The organism is Alteraurantiacibacter lauratis (assembly GCF_037154155.1).
Taxonomy (GTDB): Bacteria; Pseudomonadota; Alphaproteobacteria; order Sphingomonadales; family Sphingomonadaceae; genus Alteraurantiacibacter; species Alteraurantiacibacter lauratis.
This window is the reverse complement of record NZ_JBANRN010000008.1, coordinates 100,480-112,992: the sequence shown is the minus strand read 5'-3', so window position 1 is coordinate 112,992 and position 12,513 is coordinate 100,480. Positions and strand designations below refer to the sequence as shown.

At 64.3% G+C, this 12,513-nt stretch carries 15 protein-coding genes; 13 read left to right on the top strand and 2 right to left on the bottom strand.

All coding sequences use genetic code 11. The features are described 5' to 3' along the window. The first annotated feature begins 41 nt into the window (after positions 1-41). From WFP39_RS09210 to WFP39_RS09150, 13 genes are all read left to right on the top strand, one after another. On the top strand, positions 42-1,181 hold the full coding sequence (locus WFP39_RS09210; protein WP_336919177.1) for a phage major capsid protein: 1,140 nt from the start codon (positions 42-44) through the stop codon (positions 1,179-1,181). A gap of 172 nt (positions 1,182-1,353) precedes the next feature. Then, positions 1,354-1,902: a head-tail connector protein gene (locus WFP39_RS09205; RefSeq protein ID WP_336919176.1), complete on the top strand. Its 549-nt coding sequence runs from the start codon at positions 1,354-1,356 to the stop codon at positions 1,900-1,902. Beyond that, positions 1,899-2,078 carry a hypothetical protein gene (locus WFP39_RS09200; protein ID WP_336919175.1) on the top strand — a complete coding sequence of 60 codons (180 nt, stop codon included), beginning with the start codon at positions 1,899-1,901 and terminating at the stop codon, positions 2,076-2,078. Before WFP39_RS09205 ends, WFP39_RS09200 begins: the two co-directional genes overlap by 4 nt. 3 nt (positions 2,079-2,081) lie before the next feature. Further along, positions 2,082-2,474: a DUF3168 domain-containing protein gene (locus tag WFP39_RS09195; RefSeq protein WP_336919174.1), complete on the top strand. Its 393-nt coding sequence runs from the start codon at positions 2,082-2,084 to the stop codon at positions 2,472-2,474. A 26-nt stretch (positions 2,475-2,500) separates the two neighbouring features. Next, positions 2,501-2,908 (top strand): phage major tail protein, TP901-1 family, encoded by a 408-nt coding sequence (locus WFP39_RS09190; protein WP_336919173.1) that lies wholly within the window; start codon positions 2,501-2,503, stop codon positions 2,906-2,908. Continuing rightward, entirely contained in the window at positions 2,905-3,210 is a 306-nt protein-coding gene (locus tag WFP39_RS09185) for a GTA-gp10 family protein (RefSeq protein ID WP_336919172.1), read from the top strand. Before WFP39_RS09190 ends, WFP39_RS09185 begins: the two co-directional genes overlap by 4 nt. A gap of 2 nt (positions 3,211-3,212) precedes the next feature. Further along, complete coding sequence (locus tag WFP39_RS09180) at positions 3,213-3,428, top strand: phage tail assembly chaperone (RefSeq protein WP_336919171.1); 216 nt, start codon at positions 3,213-3,215, stop codon at positions 3,426-3,428. Further along, the gene (locus WFP39_RS09175; RefSeq protein WP_336919170.1) at positions 3,412-4,002 is read left to right on the top strand and encodes a tail tape measure protein; all 591 of its coding nucleotides are present in this window, start codon (positions 3,412-3,414) and stop codon (positions 4,000-4,002) included. The genes WFP39_RS09180 and WFP39_RS09175 overlap by 17 nt, the downstream gene beginning before the upstream one ends. A gap of 24 nt (positions 4,003-4,026) precedes the next feature. Continuing rightward, entirely contained in the window at positions 4,027-6,366 is a 2,340-nt protein-coding gene (locus tag WFP39_RS09170; RefSeq protein WP_336919169.1) for a DUF2460 domain-containing protein, read from the top strand. Then, entirely contained in the window at positions 6,363-7,184 is an 822-nt protein-coding gene (locus WFP39_RS09165; protein WP_336919168.1) for a DUF2163 domain-containing protein, read from the top strand. The genes WFP39_RS09170 and WFP39_RS09165 overlap by 4 nt, the downstream gene beginning before the upstream one ends. Further along, positions 7,181-7,591: a peptidoglycan endopeptidase gene (locus tag WFP39_RS09160; RefSeq protein WP_336919167.1), complete on the top strand. Its 411-nt coding sequence runs from the start codon at positions 7,181-7,183 to the stop codon at positions 7,589-7,591. The genes WFP39_RS09165 and WFP39_RS09160 overlap by 4 nt, the downstream gene beginning before the upstream one ends. A 17-nt stretch (positions 7,592-7,608) precedes the next feature. After that, positions 7,609-9,792, top strand: a complete 2,184-nt coding sequence (locus WFP39_RS09155; RefSeq protein WP_336919166.1) for a phage tail protein — start codon at positions 7,609-7,611, stop codon at positions 9,790-9,792. Positions 9,793-9,811: 19 nt separating this feature from the next. Continuing rightward, a complete protein-coding gene (locus WFP39_RS09150; protein WP_336919165.1) occupies positions 9,812-10,270 on the top strand; it encodes a DUF2793 domain-containing protein in 459 nt (152 codons plus the stop codon). Here WFP39_RS09150 and WFP39_RS09145 read toward each other — a convergent pair. Both WFP39_RS09145 and queC read right to left on the bottom strand, forming a co-directional pair. Beyond that, entirely contained in the window at positions 10,267-11,802 is a 1,536-nt protein-coding gene (locus tag WFP39_RS09145) for a spinster family MFS transporter (RefSeq protein WP_336919164.1), read from the bottom strand. The two genes, WFP39_RS09150 and WFP39_RS09145, sit on opposite strands and share 4 nt — an antisense overlap. After that, on the bottom strand, positions 11,799-12,500 hold the full coding sequence (queC, locus tag WFP39_RS09140; RefSeq protein ID WP_336919163.1) for a 7-cyano-7-deazaguanine synthase QueC: 702 nt from the start codon (positions 12,498-12,500) through the stop codon (positions 11,799-11,801). The genes WFP39_RS09145 and queC overlap by 4 nt, the downstream gene beginning before the upstream one ends. Positions 12,501-12,513: the final 13 nt, after the last annotated feature.

Sequence of the window (12,513 nt, the reverse complement as noted above, 5' to 3'; positions counted from 1 at the left end):
TGCCCCCAACCACCCCTCCCCAACACAAGGTGAATGCCCCTATGGAAAATGACACCCCCACTGCTGCCCTGGAAACCAGCTTTGATCTGGTTGCCCGCCAGGACAAGACCGAACAGGACGTAAAGCTGCTGCGTTCGGATGTGGACGAAGTGAAGGCCCGGCTCGACAAGGTCAGCCGCGCCGCTGCCCGCCCTGCCATCGGCGGCGCGACCGAAGCCGCCAGCGTCGAATTGAAGGGCTTTGTCGACCATTATCTGCGCCGCGGCGCGGATGCGGAATACAAGTCGATCAGCGGCGCAACGCCCAGCGAAGGCGGCTTTGCCGTGCCGCGCGAGATTGATGCGGTGATCAGCGCCACGCTGAAGGATATCTCCCCCATCCGCGCGCTGGCGCAGGTGGTGCAGGTGGGCAGCGCAGGTTACCGCAAGCTGGTGACCACCGGCGGCACCGCGTCGGGCTGGGTCGGGGAAACCGCCGCACGCCCCGAAACCGGCGCCCCCGACTTTGCCGAAATCGCCCCGCCCAGCGGCGAGCTTTACGCCAATCCCGCCGCAAGCCAGGCAATGCTGGACGATGCCGCATTCGATCTGGAAGGCTGGCTGGCGCAGGAAATTGCCTTGGAATTCGCGCAGGCCGAAGGCGCGGCATTCGTCAACGGAACCGGTGTCAACCAGCCGCTCGGCTTTCTCTCTTCGCCCACCTCGCTTGCAGGCGATGCGGTGCGCCCGTTCGGCACGCTGCAATATATCGGTTCGGGCGATGCGGCGGGTTTTGACGCCAATCCGGAAAGCCGCCTGATCGATCTGGTCCATACGATGAAGTCGGGCCATCGCCAGGGTGCGTCGTGGGTGATGAATTCGTCCACCCTTGCGTTGGTGCGCAAGCTGAAAACCGCTGACGGCGCCTTCCTGTGGCAGCCGGGCCTGGTGGAAGGCCAGCCCGATCGCCTGCTGGGATATCCGGTGGTCGAGGCCGAGGATATGCCCGATGTCGCGGCGGGCACTTTCCCCATCGCTTTCGGCAATTTCCGCGCCGGCTACCTGATTGCGGAACGCCACGCCACGCAGATCCTGCGCGATCCCTATACCAACAAGCCCTTCGTCCACTTCTACGCGACCAAGCGCGTAGGCGGGCAGGTGCTGGATAGCGCCGCGATCAAGCTGCTGAAGATCGAAGCCTAGTTCGTTTGCGCCTGCGGAACCGGTGCATGCCGTGCGGCCAGATGGCAACCTGCACACCGCTCCGCAGTTTAGCAAACAGCCCTTGCGCCGCGCGGGTCCGCCTGCGCTCCCTCCCCGCTGCGTCTGCGCGGCGCAGGGCACCCCTTTTGCCACACTTTTTCAGGAGACCGCCATGAAGCGGGCAATCCTCGTGCCGCCCGTGCTTGCGCCGGGCGCTCTTGCCGAACTCAAGAACTGGCTCGCCATTTCCACCGCGCAGGACGACCTCACGCTGCTGGCCCTTCTGGGAAGCGCGCTGGATACCTGCGAAGCCTTTACCCGGACAATCCCGCTGATGGTGGAGGCGGAGGAAATCCTCAGCGCCAACCGGGCGTGGCAATGCCTCTCCTCCCTGCCGGTGCACGCCATCACGCAGGTGGACGAACTGCGCCCCGATGGCTCGCGCACGCCGCTTGCAACGGGCGCCTATGCCATCGAACTGGAAGCCGACGGCACCGCGCGCTTGCGGCTGCTATCGCCCGCAGTCACCGGCAGGCTGGCCGTGCGCATCACCGCCGGTGTCGCGGCCAGCTGGGAAGCGCTGCCCGATGGCCTGCGCCACGGCATCATCCGTCTGGCCGCGCATTATTACCGCCAGCGCGACAATGCCGAAGCCAATCCTTCGCCGCCTGCGGCCATCGCCGCCTTGTGGAGCCCGTGGCGCCGGATCCGGCTGATATGATCGCCGCACGCAGCACCACGGCAAATGGCTTTGCCGCAAGGCTGGCCGCTCGCGCCGCACAGATCGCCGCCGCGGCTGCCGAAAGCGCGTTTCGCGCCGAGCGCGGCGACGCGCGGCGATGGCGCCGGGCACACCTGCTCTGGCCGCTGTTCACCTCCCGTCCCGAAGGAAACTGATCCATGCTGGAAACACGCCTGCGCGCCGCGCTGATCGAATGGTTGCGCGCCGATCCCTTTCTGGCCTCCTCGCTCAATGCGGTGGCGGAGGAAGCGCCATCGCGCACGGCCGTGCCATGGCTGGGCCTGGTGGCCAGTGCCAGCGCAGACTGGAGCATGAAGGACCGTACGGGCCGCGAGGTGCGCACGGCTTTGGAGCTGCATCTGCGCGGCGATGATCCGCTGGCCGGTGCCGCACTCACCGCTGCGGTGGAATCGCGCATTGCGGGCCTGCCCCGCACGCAAACCGGCTTCGAGGTGGTCAGCACCCAATTCCTGCGCGCCCGCGCCGAACAACGCGCCGCCAATCAGCGCGCGATCCTGATCGAATACCGCTTCCGCCTGCTTGAAGCCTGAACTTCCAACAATCCGGAGATTTGCACATGACCGCTCAGAAAGGCTCTGCCTTCCTCCTTAAGATCAGCGATGGCGCCACCCCGCCTGCCTATCAGACTGTCGCTGGGCTGCGCACCACGCAGATGTCGATCAACGGCGATGCTGTTGTAGTGACGCACAAGCAATCGGGCGGCTGGCGCGATCTTCTTTCGGGCGCTGGCAGCCGCTCGGTCTCGGTCAGCGCGGCGGGAATCTTTCTGGGCAGCGCGGCCGAAAACGCCATTCGCGCCAATGCCTTGTCAGGCACGATCGCTGATTACGAGCTGTCGTTCGAAGACGGCGCACGGATGCGCGGCAAGTTCCTTGTCCAGCGGCTCGACTATGCCGGAGATTTCAACGGCGAGCGCAATTACACCCTGCAGCTGGAGAGCAGCGGCCCGGTGGTGCCCGCGTGATCGCCAACCCCGAACGCGGCGAAGCGTCGCTGGCGGTGGCCGGGCGGGCAGTCGTTCTGCGACCCAGCTTCACGGCGCTGGTCGCGGCAGAGACCGAACTTGGCCCGCTTTTCGCGCTGGTCGAACGTGCTGCGGAAGGGCGGCTGGGACTTGCCGAAACCGCTACGCTCTTCTGGCACTGCGCGGTGCCGCATGGTGCAGTCACGCGCGAGGAAATGGGCGAGGCCGTGCTGGGAATGGGTCTTGCCGCTGCAACTGCGCCCCTGCGCCAGCTTCTGGGCCAAATCCTGCAAGGACGCTGACCATGGCCGAGGCGGAGCAGAGATTTGGAGCGGCAGCGAGCCGGCTGGCCGTCTTTGCCGCACGCGTGCTGGGATGGACGCCGGATACGTTCTGGAACGCCACACCTGCCGAACTGGCCGCCAGCCTGAACGCCGAAGACGCGTCGGCATTCGCGCCGCTGGGCCGCCACGAACTTGCACAGATGATGGAGCGCGAAGCGCATGGAAGACTCGATTGAAACACTCATGGTTGATGTCCGCGCCAACACGCAGGGCTTTCGTGCCGATGTCGACGCCATGCGCACCACGATGGATCGCGGGCTGGTCGACGGTTTTGAACGCGCCGGTCAAGTGCTGGAGCGCGGCCTGCTGTCTGCCATACGCAACGGGCGCACGGGCTTTGACGATCTGAAGCGCGTGGCGCTCAGCGCGCTCAATGAAATCGCCTCGCAGGCCGTAAGTTCGGGCATTGCCAGCCTGCTGGGTCGCCCGGCCGGCGGAGGCGGAACGGGCTTCGGGCTCGGTTCAATCGTGGCGCAGTTGGTCGGCTCGGCCATGGGGCTGCCGGGCCGGGCCACCGGCGGGCCGGTTTCTCCCGGCCGCGCCTACCTCGTGGGCGAGCGGGGGCCGGAAATGTTCGTGCCCACCAGCGCCGGCCGGGTGGAAGCGGGCGGTTCGGCAAGCGCGCCTGCCCGCGATGTGCGCGTTTCGATCAGCCTTGCCGCGCCGCGCGGATCGGATGTGCCGGGGACGCTGCGCCGTTCATCGCGCCAGGTCGCCGCGCAGGTTCGCCGCGCTCTCGACCAATACTGACGCCAACACGGAAGGGATACGATCATGGCCTTCTGGCTCGCACGGCAACGCAACGGACAACAGACCGATTACATCCAGCGCTTCGATCCGCGCTTCTGGACAGTGGACTTTCCGCGTCCGATGATGGCGGCGGTCTGGTCGATCGCGCCCGATGCCTTGCGGGTGGAGCTGGAATTCCACCACCGCAATGCCTTGGCGGGGCTGATCTGGGCCAGCGAAGACACGCTCGATCACCCGCTGCTCGCCTATGCGACCGACCGCGATTATTCGCGCACGACCTTGCGCTTCCGCTGGCGCTCGGCAGGGATCCTGCCGCTCGATGCCGTGCATGGCCCCACGCTGACAATCGAGGGGCGCGATGCCGCAGGTCAGCCGCGCAGCTGGTTTGTCCGGCTGTGGAATTACGCGGTTGGCACACCCACCGATGCGCAGATCGAATTGCCATTCTCTGCGCTAGCGGGCGGCTGGAATATCGCAACCTCGTCCGACCAGGTTCATCCGGCGGCTATAGACCGGATGTTCATCTCGCTGGTTCCGCCGCTCTACGACCCGGCGAGTGCGGCGCTCCTGCCTGCGCGGGCCAATGGCTGGGTGGAACTGACCCAGATTGCCTGCGATGGGGACCGGCCGCAGCTCACCATCGGCGATGTCATGGTGCCGCCCCACGGCGTGCGCATGGCGACGGCCTACGACGACAGCTACAACCAGACGCCTGCTCGCCTGCTGCGGAATATTCGTGGCTTGGGATACCGCGAGGAGATCCTGCACTATATCGGCATGAGCCATTATTACCGGCTCAAACCCGGCACGGGCGGCAGTGTCCAGGTGGAAACACCCGCCGAATTCTGCACCCCTGCCCGCGCCTGGCATAGCGCCTTTTTCAATCTCGCCCAGTCTCAGGGCTATTCGGTCATCGCCTCGATGTCCTACGAAATTCTGGCGCAGCACTGCCCCAATGGCTGGATGCAGCGCGCGCATGACGGTTCGCCCGCGCTGACCGGGTGGGAACCTCCCTCCACCCTGCTCGCCTTCACCAGCGGGCCAGTGCAGACCTATTTGCGCAATATTGCGCTGAAACTGGCCGAAATGCAGGTCGCCGCCCAATTGCCGGTGGCCATTCAGCTGGGCGAACCCTGGTGGTGGGTCACCAAGGACTATGCTCCCTGCATTTACGATGCGGATGCGCGCACAAAGTTCTCTGGAGCCGCACCCGATATCGTGGATCTGCGCCAGCCGCTGACAGAGGCGCAACGCGCGGTGCTTGCCGCTGGTGGCGCGCGGCTTGGCACGTCAACACGCGGGATCAGGGACGCTATCCGCACGGCGCATGGCCCCAATGCACAGGTTTATCTGCTCGCCTTCACTCCGCAAATCCTCGATCCCGCCGCGCCTGATCTGCCCCTGCTCAACATTGCCAATACCTGGAAGCATCCGAACTTCAACCGCCTGCAGCTTGAGGATTACGACTGGCTGACCGGCGGCGCCGAAGCGCTGCGCCGGGCGGGATATGCCACGATGAACCAGTTGCTCGAATATCCGCTTGCCAATCAGGACTACATGGCAGGCTTTGTGCTGAAGCCGGAGGATGCCGACGCATTCTGGCCGTTGATCGACGCAGGGCTCGACGAGGCGAAGGCACGCGGCATTCCGCGCCTGTTCGTCTGGGCGCTGCCGCAGGTTTGCCGCGACGGTTACACCCGCCTGCCCGACACCCCGCCCGAGGATTACGACACCATGCAAGCTTTTGACGATGTGCTTTATCCGCTGGCATTGGGCCGCGATGCTGGTGTCAGTCCGGAGTTCTCGACCTCGGTCGTTCTCACCGCCTCAGGGCATGAACGTCGGTCCAGCCAATGGAGCAATGCCCGCCTGCGGTTTGATGTAGGGCCCGGCATCCGCTCTGAGAGCGAACTGGGAACGCTGATCCGGTTTTTCCGCGCCAGGCACGGGGCGGCGCGCGGTTTCCGCCTGACCGATCCGTTTGACTTCAGTTCCCGCGACATGACGGCGACGCCGACCATGCTGGATCAACAGATCGGCGTTGGCGACGGGCTGACAGCCAGCTTCCAGCTCATCAAAAGATACGGCGACGGGGCGGAGCCGCAGATTAGGCCCATCACCCGGCCGCGCGCCGGCACAGTGCTGGTCAGCGTAAACGGGACGGCAACCACGGCATGGTCGCTCCAACCCGGCGGCAAAATCCTGTTCCAGATCGCTCCGCCGCAAGGCGCCATCATCCGGGCTGGCTTCCTGTTCGATGTGCCGGTACGCTTTGCCGAAGACCGGCTCGACATCACCGGCGCTGCCTTTGCTGCCGGAGAAGCGCCATCGGTGCCACTGGTAGAGGTGCGGGAGGAGATATGAGCAAGGTCTTCTTTGCCAGCGAACTGGAAGCGGTCGCCACCTTCTGGCGGATTGAACGGCGCGACGGGGTGACGCTGGGCTTTACCAGCCATGACCGCAATCTGTGGTTTGACGGGGTGCTGCACCGCGCAGCGCCAGGCATGGTGCCTTCCGCCATCCGCCGCAGCGCGGGTCTGTCAAATGACAGCGCAGAAGTCGAAGGCGCTTTGGCACATGATGCGATCCGCGCGGCCGATCTTGCTGCGGGCCGGTTCGATGGCGCGCGTTTTGCAATCGGGGTCGTCGACTGGGAAACGCTGGAGCATGCCGTGCTCTTCCACGGCCAGGCCGGTGAAATTGCAGAGGATAGCGGCGGCTTCAGCGCCGAACTGCAATCGGCCAAGGCGGCGCTGGCGATAGACCTGGTGCCACGGACCAGCCCCACCTGTCGCGCCGCATTCTGCGGGCCGGGATGCAATCTTTCTTCCGTCCGCTATTCGCACGAATGCAGTTTAGCCTTTGCCGGGCACGATGCCGGGCTGGTGCGTTTTGCCGATGCGCCGGCCGCAGAACTGCTGGCGGATGGCTGGGTGCGCTGGATTGATGGGCCGCACGCAGGCATTACCATGCAAATTCTCCAGTCCGGGCCGGCTGGTCAAGTTCTCGACCAGCCGCTTGACTACGGCTTGGTGGCAGGCGTCAGGGCGCTGCTGCGCGAAGGATGCGATCACCGGCTTTCGACATGCCATTCGCGGTTCGGAAACACGGCCAATTTTCGCGGCGAACCTTTCGTTCCGGGCAATGATCTGCTGGGCCGCTACGGCAATGGATCGCAATGATCACCACCGCGCTTGCCTTTGCGGCTGCCGCGCGCAGCCTGGTCGGGACACCCTTCCTGCTTCACGGGCGCAGCCGCACCACCGGGCTTGATTGCGTGGGCGTTGTCCTCGAAGCCTTGCGCCTGATTGGTCGACCGGCGCATGTCCCTGCGGATTACGGCCTGCGTAACCGGGACTTCGGCCCCTTCCTGCATCACTTCCAGAAGGCTGGATTTGAGCTCTGCGCCGATCCACCCTGCGTAGGCGATCTGATCATGGTGCGGCCCGGCCCTGCGCAGGCTCATCTTCTCGTGGCCATGCCGCAGAACAGTTTCGTTCACGCGCATGCGGGGCTTGGCAAAGTGGTGGAAACGCCCGCTCCGCTTGCCTGGGACGAATGGCAGCGCTGGCGTCTGCAAGACCTCTGATCTGAAAGGCCAAAGCAATGGCAACTCTTGTGCTCTCCACCGTGGGCATGGCCGTCGGCGGCCCGATTGGCAGTGCGATCGGCGCGCTTGTCGGCAGCCGGATCGACAAGGCGATTGGCGGATCTGGCCGGCGCGACGGCTCGCGTTTGCAGGAACTGCGCCTCACCACATCCAGCTACGGTTCGCCTGTTCCGCGGCATTTCGGCAAGGTGCGGGCGCCCGGAAGCATCATCTGGGCCACCGATCTGACCGAAAGCCGCGAAAAGACCGGTGGCGGGAAGGGCAAGCCGGCGGTCACCAGCTATTCCTATTCGGTTTCCTTCGCCGTTGCGTTGTCCAGCCGCCGGATAACCGACATTGGCCGCATCTGGGCGGATGGCAACCTGCTGCGTGGGGCAGCAGGTGACCTCAAGGTGGGCGGGCAGTTCCGGCTCTACAGGGGCTTTGGCGATCAACGACCCGACCCGCTGCTGGCATCGGCATGCGGCCCGCAATGCCCGGCATTCCGGGGCACGGCTTATTGCGTATTCGAAGGGCTGGAGCTTGCCGAGTTCGGCAACCGTATTCCAGCGCTAACTTTCGAGATTATCGCTGATGAAGGCGACGTTTCGCTGGGTGAGATGATCGCGGCGCAGGATCAGGCTGTCAGCGTGGCACATGACTTGCCCAAGCTTGCCGGATTTACCGAAGAAGGCGGACCGTTGATCCGCAGTCTTGAAACGATCAGCGAACTTTATCCCTTTTCCTGCAATGCAAGCGGCCAGACGGTCTCGATCAGTTCCACCGATGACGTCACGGGCAATGCCGTGCTCCTCCCTCCACCCGCGGTCGATCCGTCAGGCGACAGCTTCGGCGCATCATCCGGCCATAGCCGCAGCCGTCAGGCTGATCTGCGCGACGTGCCCGAAGGCGTGCGCTATTACGATCTCGCGCGTGACTTCCAGCCGGGACTGCAACGCGCCGATGGCCGCTCCATTCCCGGCCGCAACCGCATCATCGAATTTCCTGGCGCGCTTGCCGCGCAGGATGCCCGCCGCCTCGCCAATCAGGCGGCAGAGCGCGCAGCCTGGGGCCATGAACGCCTGTCCTGGCGAATGGCGGAACTCGATCCCGGCCTCGAACCCGGAACCCTGGTGCGTGTTCCAGGGCGGCGCGGCATCTGGCGCATTGAGGCATGGGAATGGCGCGAGACGGGGGTGGAACTTGATCTGCTGCGCCTTCCGCACGGGCCAATGCGCACACAGGCGGCCGACGCAGGCGAAGCACGCGCGCCGCGCGACCTGCAGGCGACCCCAACCCATCTGTTTGCTTTCGAGCTCCCTTGGGATGGCAACGGAGCAGCCTCCAACCGCGCCATCCATGCGGCTGCATCTTCAGAATCCGCAGGCTGGAAGGGCGCTGCCCTGTTCGTGCAGGACGGACCCGTCCTGAAACCTGCGGGAAGCACTGGCAGGCAACGCTGCGTCATGGGAAGTCTGTCCGCGCCGCTGCCAGCCGGTGATCCTGCGCTGATCGATCGGCAAGCCCGTCTGGAAGTCGAGCTCCTTGCCCCGGATCTCGTGCTGACTTCCGCCAGCCTCGATGCTCTGGCAAACGGCGCCAACCGGGCCTTGCTGGGCGAAGAGCTGATTCAGTTCGCACAGGCCCACCATGTCGAAGGACGGCGCTGGGCATTGAGCGGATTGCTGCGCGGCGTCGGCGGCACCGAGCGCTTCGCCGGGCAGGTCCATCCCCCAGGCACGCATTTTGTCTTGCTGAACGATGCGGTGGTTCGGATCGATCCCACCATGGCCAGCACGGCGACGCATATAGCTGCCAGCGGCCTCGCCGATTCCGAACCAGTCTATGCCCAGATCGCCCCGGCGGGTGTCGGGCAGAGACCGCTGGCCCCGGTGCATCCGCGGATCGTGCAGCACACCTCCGGAGACCTCTGGCTTGGTTGGACACGGCGCGCGCGAGGCGCTTGGGCCTGGCCGGAGGCAGTGGAGGTCCCACTGGTCGAAGAGGCAGAGCGGTACCGCGTGGGGGTTGGCGATCCGGCCGCACCTTCGCTGGTTTGGGAGGTAACAGCCCCTCAACATCTGCTGCCAGCCGCGCAATACTCCGTGCTGCAGGCCCAATTTCCCGGCCAGCCGATCTGGGTAAGGCAGGTGGGAAGTCAGGCCCAATCCGACCCGCTCCTGCTCCACATCCTGTCCTGACAAGCGAAAGGCTCTTCTGATGAGCGATCCCGTCACCTTCAATTCCGCTACAGCGCGCTATGCTCTGCCCTTCCTCTTTACCGGTCAGGCGCAGAAGGAGATCTTCCTGAATGAGGTCGCCGCGCGCACCGACTTGCTTCTGCATCCGGCGATCAAGGGCATCACCAACTCGCCGCCAGCGTCTCCGCAACCCGGCGATTGCTGGCTGGTGGGCAACGCTCCCACAGCGGGGTGGACGGGAAGAAATGGCCATCTTGCCGGATTTCAGGCGGGCAATTGGCTGTTCATTGCGCCGCGTTCGGGCATGACCGTGTTCAATGAATCCGCCGGACAGATAATGCGCTTCGCCAACGGCTGGCACATGGCCGCTGCCGTGCCTGGCCCGCAAGGCGGAACCGTGATCGACGTCGAAGCGCGCGCGACGCTAGATGCCCTCATCGCAGCACTGTTGGCGGCCGGACTGCTCCCGAATACCTAACCCAATCGGGCAAGCGAACGGGAGTAGCAGCACACAACAACCGCAAGCGCCACCAGCCCAGGGACAACTGCCACCAACGAGGCCTTTGCTCCGTTTGCCAACTCGCCCGTCTGTTCCGAAACAAATCCGGCGACAAATGGGCCAAATCCCAGACCAATCAGCGTTGCTCCCAGCAGGAAAATCGCCGTTGCCGTTCCCCTCATCTGCGGCCGCACCAGCGCCAGGCTGGCTGCACCGCAAGCGCCCAGCGCTGAAGCCGTGCATGCCTGCATAAGGAAATTGCACAGCAGGAATGTCGTGCTGGACGCCGATCCGTAGCCGATCGCCACAAGGGGCACCGATCCGCCCAGCGCGATCAAGGCAACCAAAATGCGCCCGGCTACAAATCGGCGGGCCAATCTGTCTGCCAGCCAACCTCCAAGCAGAACGCCAAGAAAGCCACCCAAGGCATTGGGTGCGCCGATCACCCAGCCAAGGTCAGTCTTGCTGAAGGCAAATGTCCGCTCAGCATAGGGAGCGGCCCAATATGTGACTGTATAGCCTACATAGCTGACGCAGGCATAGACCAGCACCACTCCCATGAATGCGGCAGACCCCCAGGTAAACTGAAAGGTTTCCGGATCGCGTGCCCTTAGCGCGGTTGCCCAGGTGAAGGTCGCATAAAAGCCAATCCCGATGAGAATGAACTGCGCCGGGTTGCCCATTGTGCGGATAGCGACAGCCGCCGAAATGGTGAAAAGACAGGCGGCGGCCACATTCACTGCAAAGGCGCGCGCGCCCCTTTGCGCGGCGCCGAACAGGGTGAAAGGGGGCAGTATCAGCGCAACTTCCGTGAGGAAAATGCGCCAAGCATTTGGCCGGTTCACACCCGCCTCGCCTTCAAGAATGCCCCGCAGCGGCTCCTTCAAGCTCAGTACCCACAGGGCAAGAACAAGGCCGGGAAATCCTACGATTACAAAGGCGGCCTGCCATCCCGCAAGGCCCAAGGGGCCGCCGCCGGGCCAGGTGTTGTTCCAGCTCTCGACAATCGCCCCGCCGAGGACGAGCGATAGTCCGCTGCCCACGAACAGACCTGATGCGTAAATGGACAAGGCGGTCGCGCGCAATCGCCTTGGAAACCAGTCGGCGATCAGGGAATAGGCGCAGGGATTCGCAGTCGCCTCGCCCACGCCCACGCCAATGCGCGCGGCGGTCAACATGGCGAAATTGCGCGCAAACCCTGATAGCATGGTCATGGCAGACCACAGCGCAAGTCCCATGCTCAGCAAGCGCAGGCGATGCCACCCGTCAGCCAGGCGCCCCAAGGGGATCCCGAACAAGGCATAGAAGATGGCAAAGGCTGTGCCATAGAGAAAGCCGAGCTGCGCATCGCCGATCCCAAGGTCGGCCTTGATATCGTTGGCCAGAATCGACAGAATCTGGCGATCAACGAAATTGACGAGGTAAACGAGGAAAAGAACGCCCAGAGCATACCAGCTGTAAGGTGGAACGGCTTCAGGGCATTCCTCCGTCTCACCTGTGGCGGGCGTCATTCCTCCGGTTCCGGATTTGCCGCGTAGGGCGTCGGGTCGAAAAGTCCGGCATCAGCAAAGCCCTTGCGGCGCAGGCGGCAACTGTCGCAAAGGCCGCATGCCGCACCACCGGGATCGGGGTCATAGCATGACCAGCTCATCGCCGGATCGAGCCCCAACCGCACAGCCTCGCTCGCAATGCGCGCCTTGCCCCAGAATTGCAGCGGCGCGTGAATGGTGAAGGGCTTGCCTGTCACGCCGTCACGCGTGGCAAGGCGCGCTGTCTCCTGGAAACTTGCAATGAAATCGGGGCGGCAATCGGGATAGCCCGAATAATCGAGCGCGTTCACGCCAATAAAGATATCGTGCGCCCCGATTGCTTCGGCCCAAGCCAGCGTAAGAGAAAGGAATACGAGATTGCGAGCGGGCACGTAAGTGACCGGTATGCCTTCCTCCAGCCCGCCTTTTGGAACTGCAATATCATCCGTCAGTGCTGAACCGCCAAATTGCCGCAGATCGAGCGGGAGCACGACATGCCGCTGCGCTCCCAGCATCGCGGCGATGTGCCTCGCACTCTCGATTTCCCGCCGGTGGCGCTGGTTGTAATCGATCGTCAGCGCGTTGATTGCAAATCCCTGTTCCCGCGCAATGCCGGCCGCGACCATGGAATCGAGACCGCCCGACAAGAGGATCACGGCGCTTTGCAGGGAAGTTTGCATGATCCGGGGCTAA

Coding starts and splice junctions, on each gene's coding strand:
- WFP39_RS09210 (WP_336919177.1), top strand. CDS start 42: ATGGAAAATGACACCCCCACTGCTGCCCTGGAAACCAGCTTTGATCTG.
- WFP39_RS09205 (WP_336919176.1), top strand. CDS start 1,354: ATGAAGCGGGCAATCCTCGTGCCGCCCGTGCTTGCGCCGGGCGCTCTT.
- WFP39_RS09200 (WP_336919175.1), top strand. CDS start 1,899: ATGATCGCCGCACGCAGCACCACGGCAAATGGCTTTGCCGCAAGGCTG.
- WFP39_RS09195 (WP_336919174.1), top strand. CDS start 2,082: ATGCTGGAAACACGCCTGCGCGCCGCGCTGATCGAATGGTTGCGCGCC.
- WFP39_RS09190 (WP_336919173.1), top strand. CDS start 2,501: ATGACCGCTCAGAAAGGCTCTGCCTTCCTCCTTAAGATCAGCGATGGC.
- WFP39_RS09180 (WP_336919171.1), top strand. CDS start 3,213: ATGGCCGAGGCGGAGCAGAGATTTGGAGCGGCAGCGAGCCGGCTGGCC.
- WFP39_RS09175 (WP_336919170.1), top strand. CDS start 3,412: ATGGAAGACTCGATTGAAACACTCATGGTTGATGTCCGCGCCAACACG.
- WFP39_RS09170 (WP_336919169.1), top strand. CDS start 4,027: ATGGCCTTCTGGCTCGCACGGCAACGCAACGGACAACAGACCGATTAC.
- WFP39_RS09165 (WP_336919168.1), top strand. CDS start 6,363: ATGAGCAAGGTCTTCTTTGCCAGCGAACTGGAAGCGGTCGCCACCTTC.
- WFP39_RS09160 (WP_336919167.1), top strand. CDS start 7,181: ATGATCACCACCGCGCTTGCCTTTGCGGCTGCCGCGCGCAGCCTGGTC.
- WFP39_RS09155 (WP_336919166.1), top strand. CDS start 7,609: ATGGCAACTCTTGTGCTCTCCACCGTGGGCATGGCCGTCGGCGGCCCG.
- WFP39_RS09150 (WP_336919165.1), top strand. CDS start 9,812: ATGAGCGATCCCGTCACCTTCAATTCCGCTACAGCGCGCTATGCTCTG.
- WFP39_RS09145 (WP_336919164.1), bottom strand. CDS start 11,802: ATGACGCCCGCCACAGGTGAGACGGAGGAATGCCCTGAAGCCGTTCCA.
- queC (WP_336919163.1), bottom strand. CDS start 12,500: ATGCAAACTTCCCTGCAAAGCGCCGTGATCCTCTTGTCGGGCGGTCTC.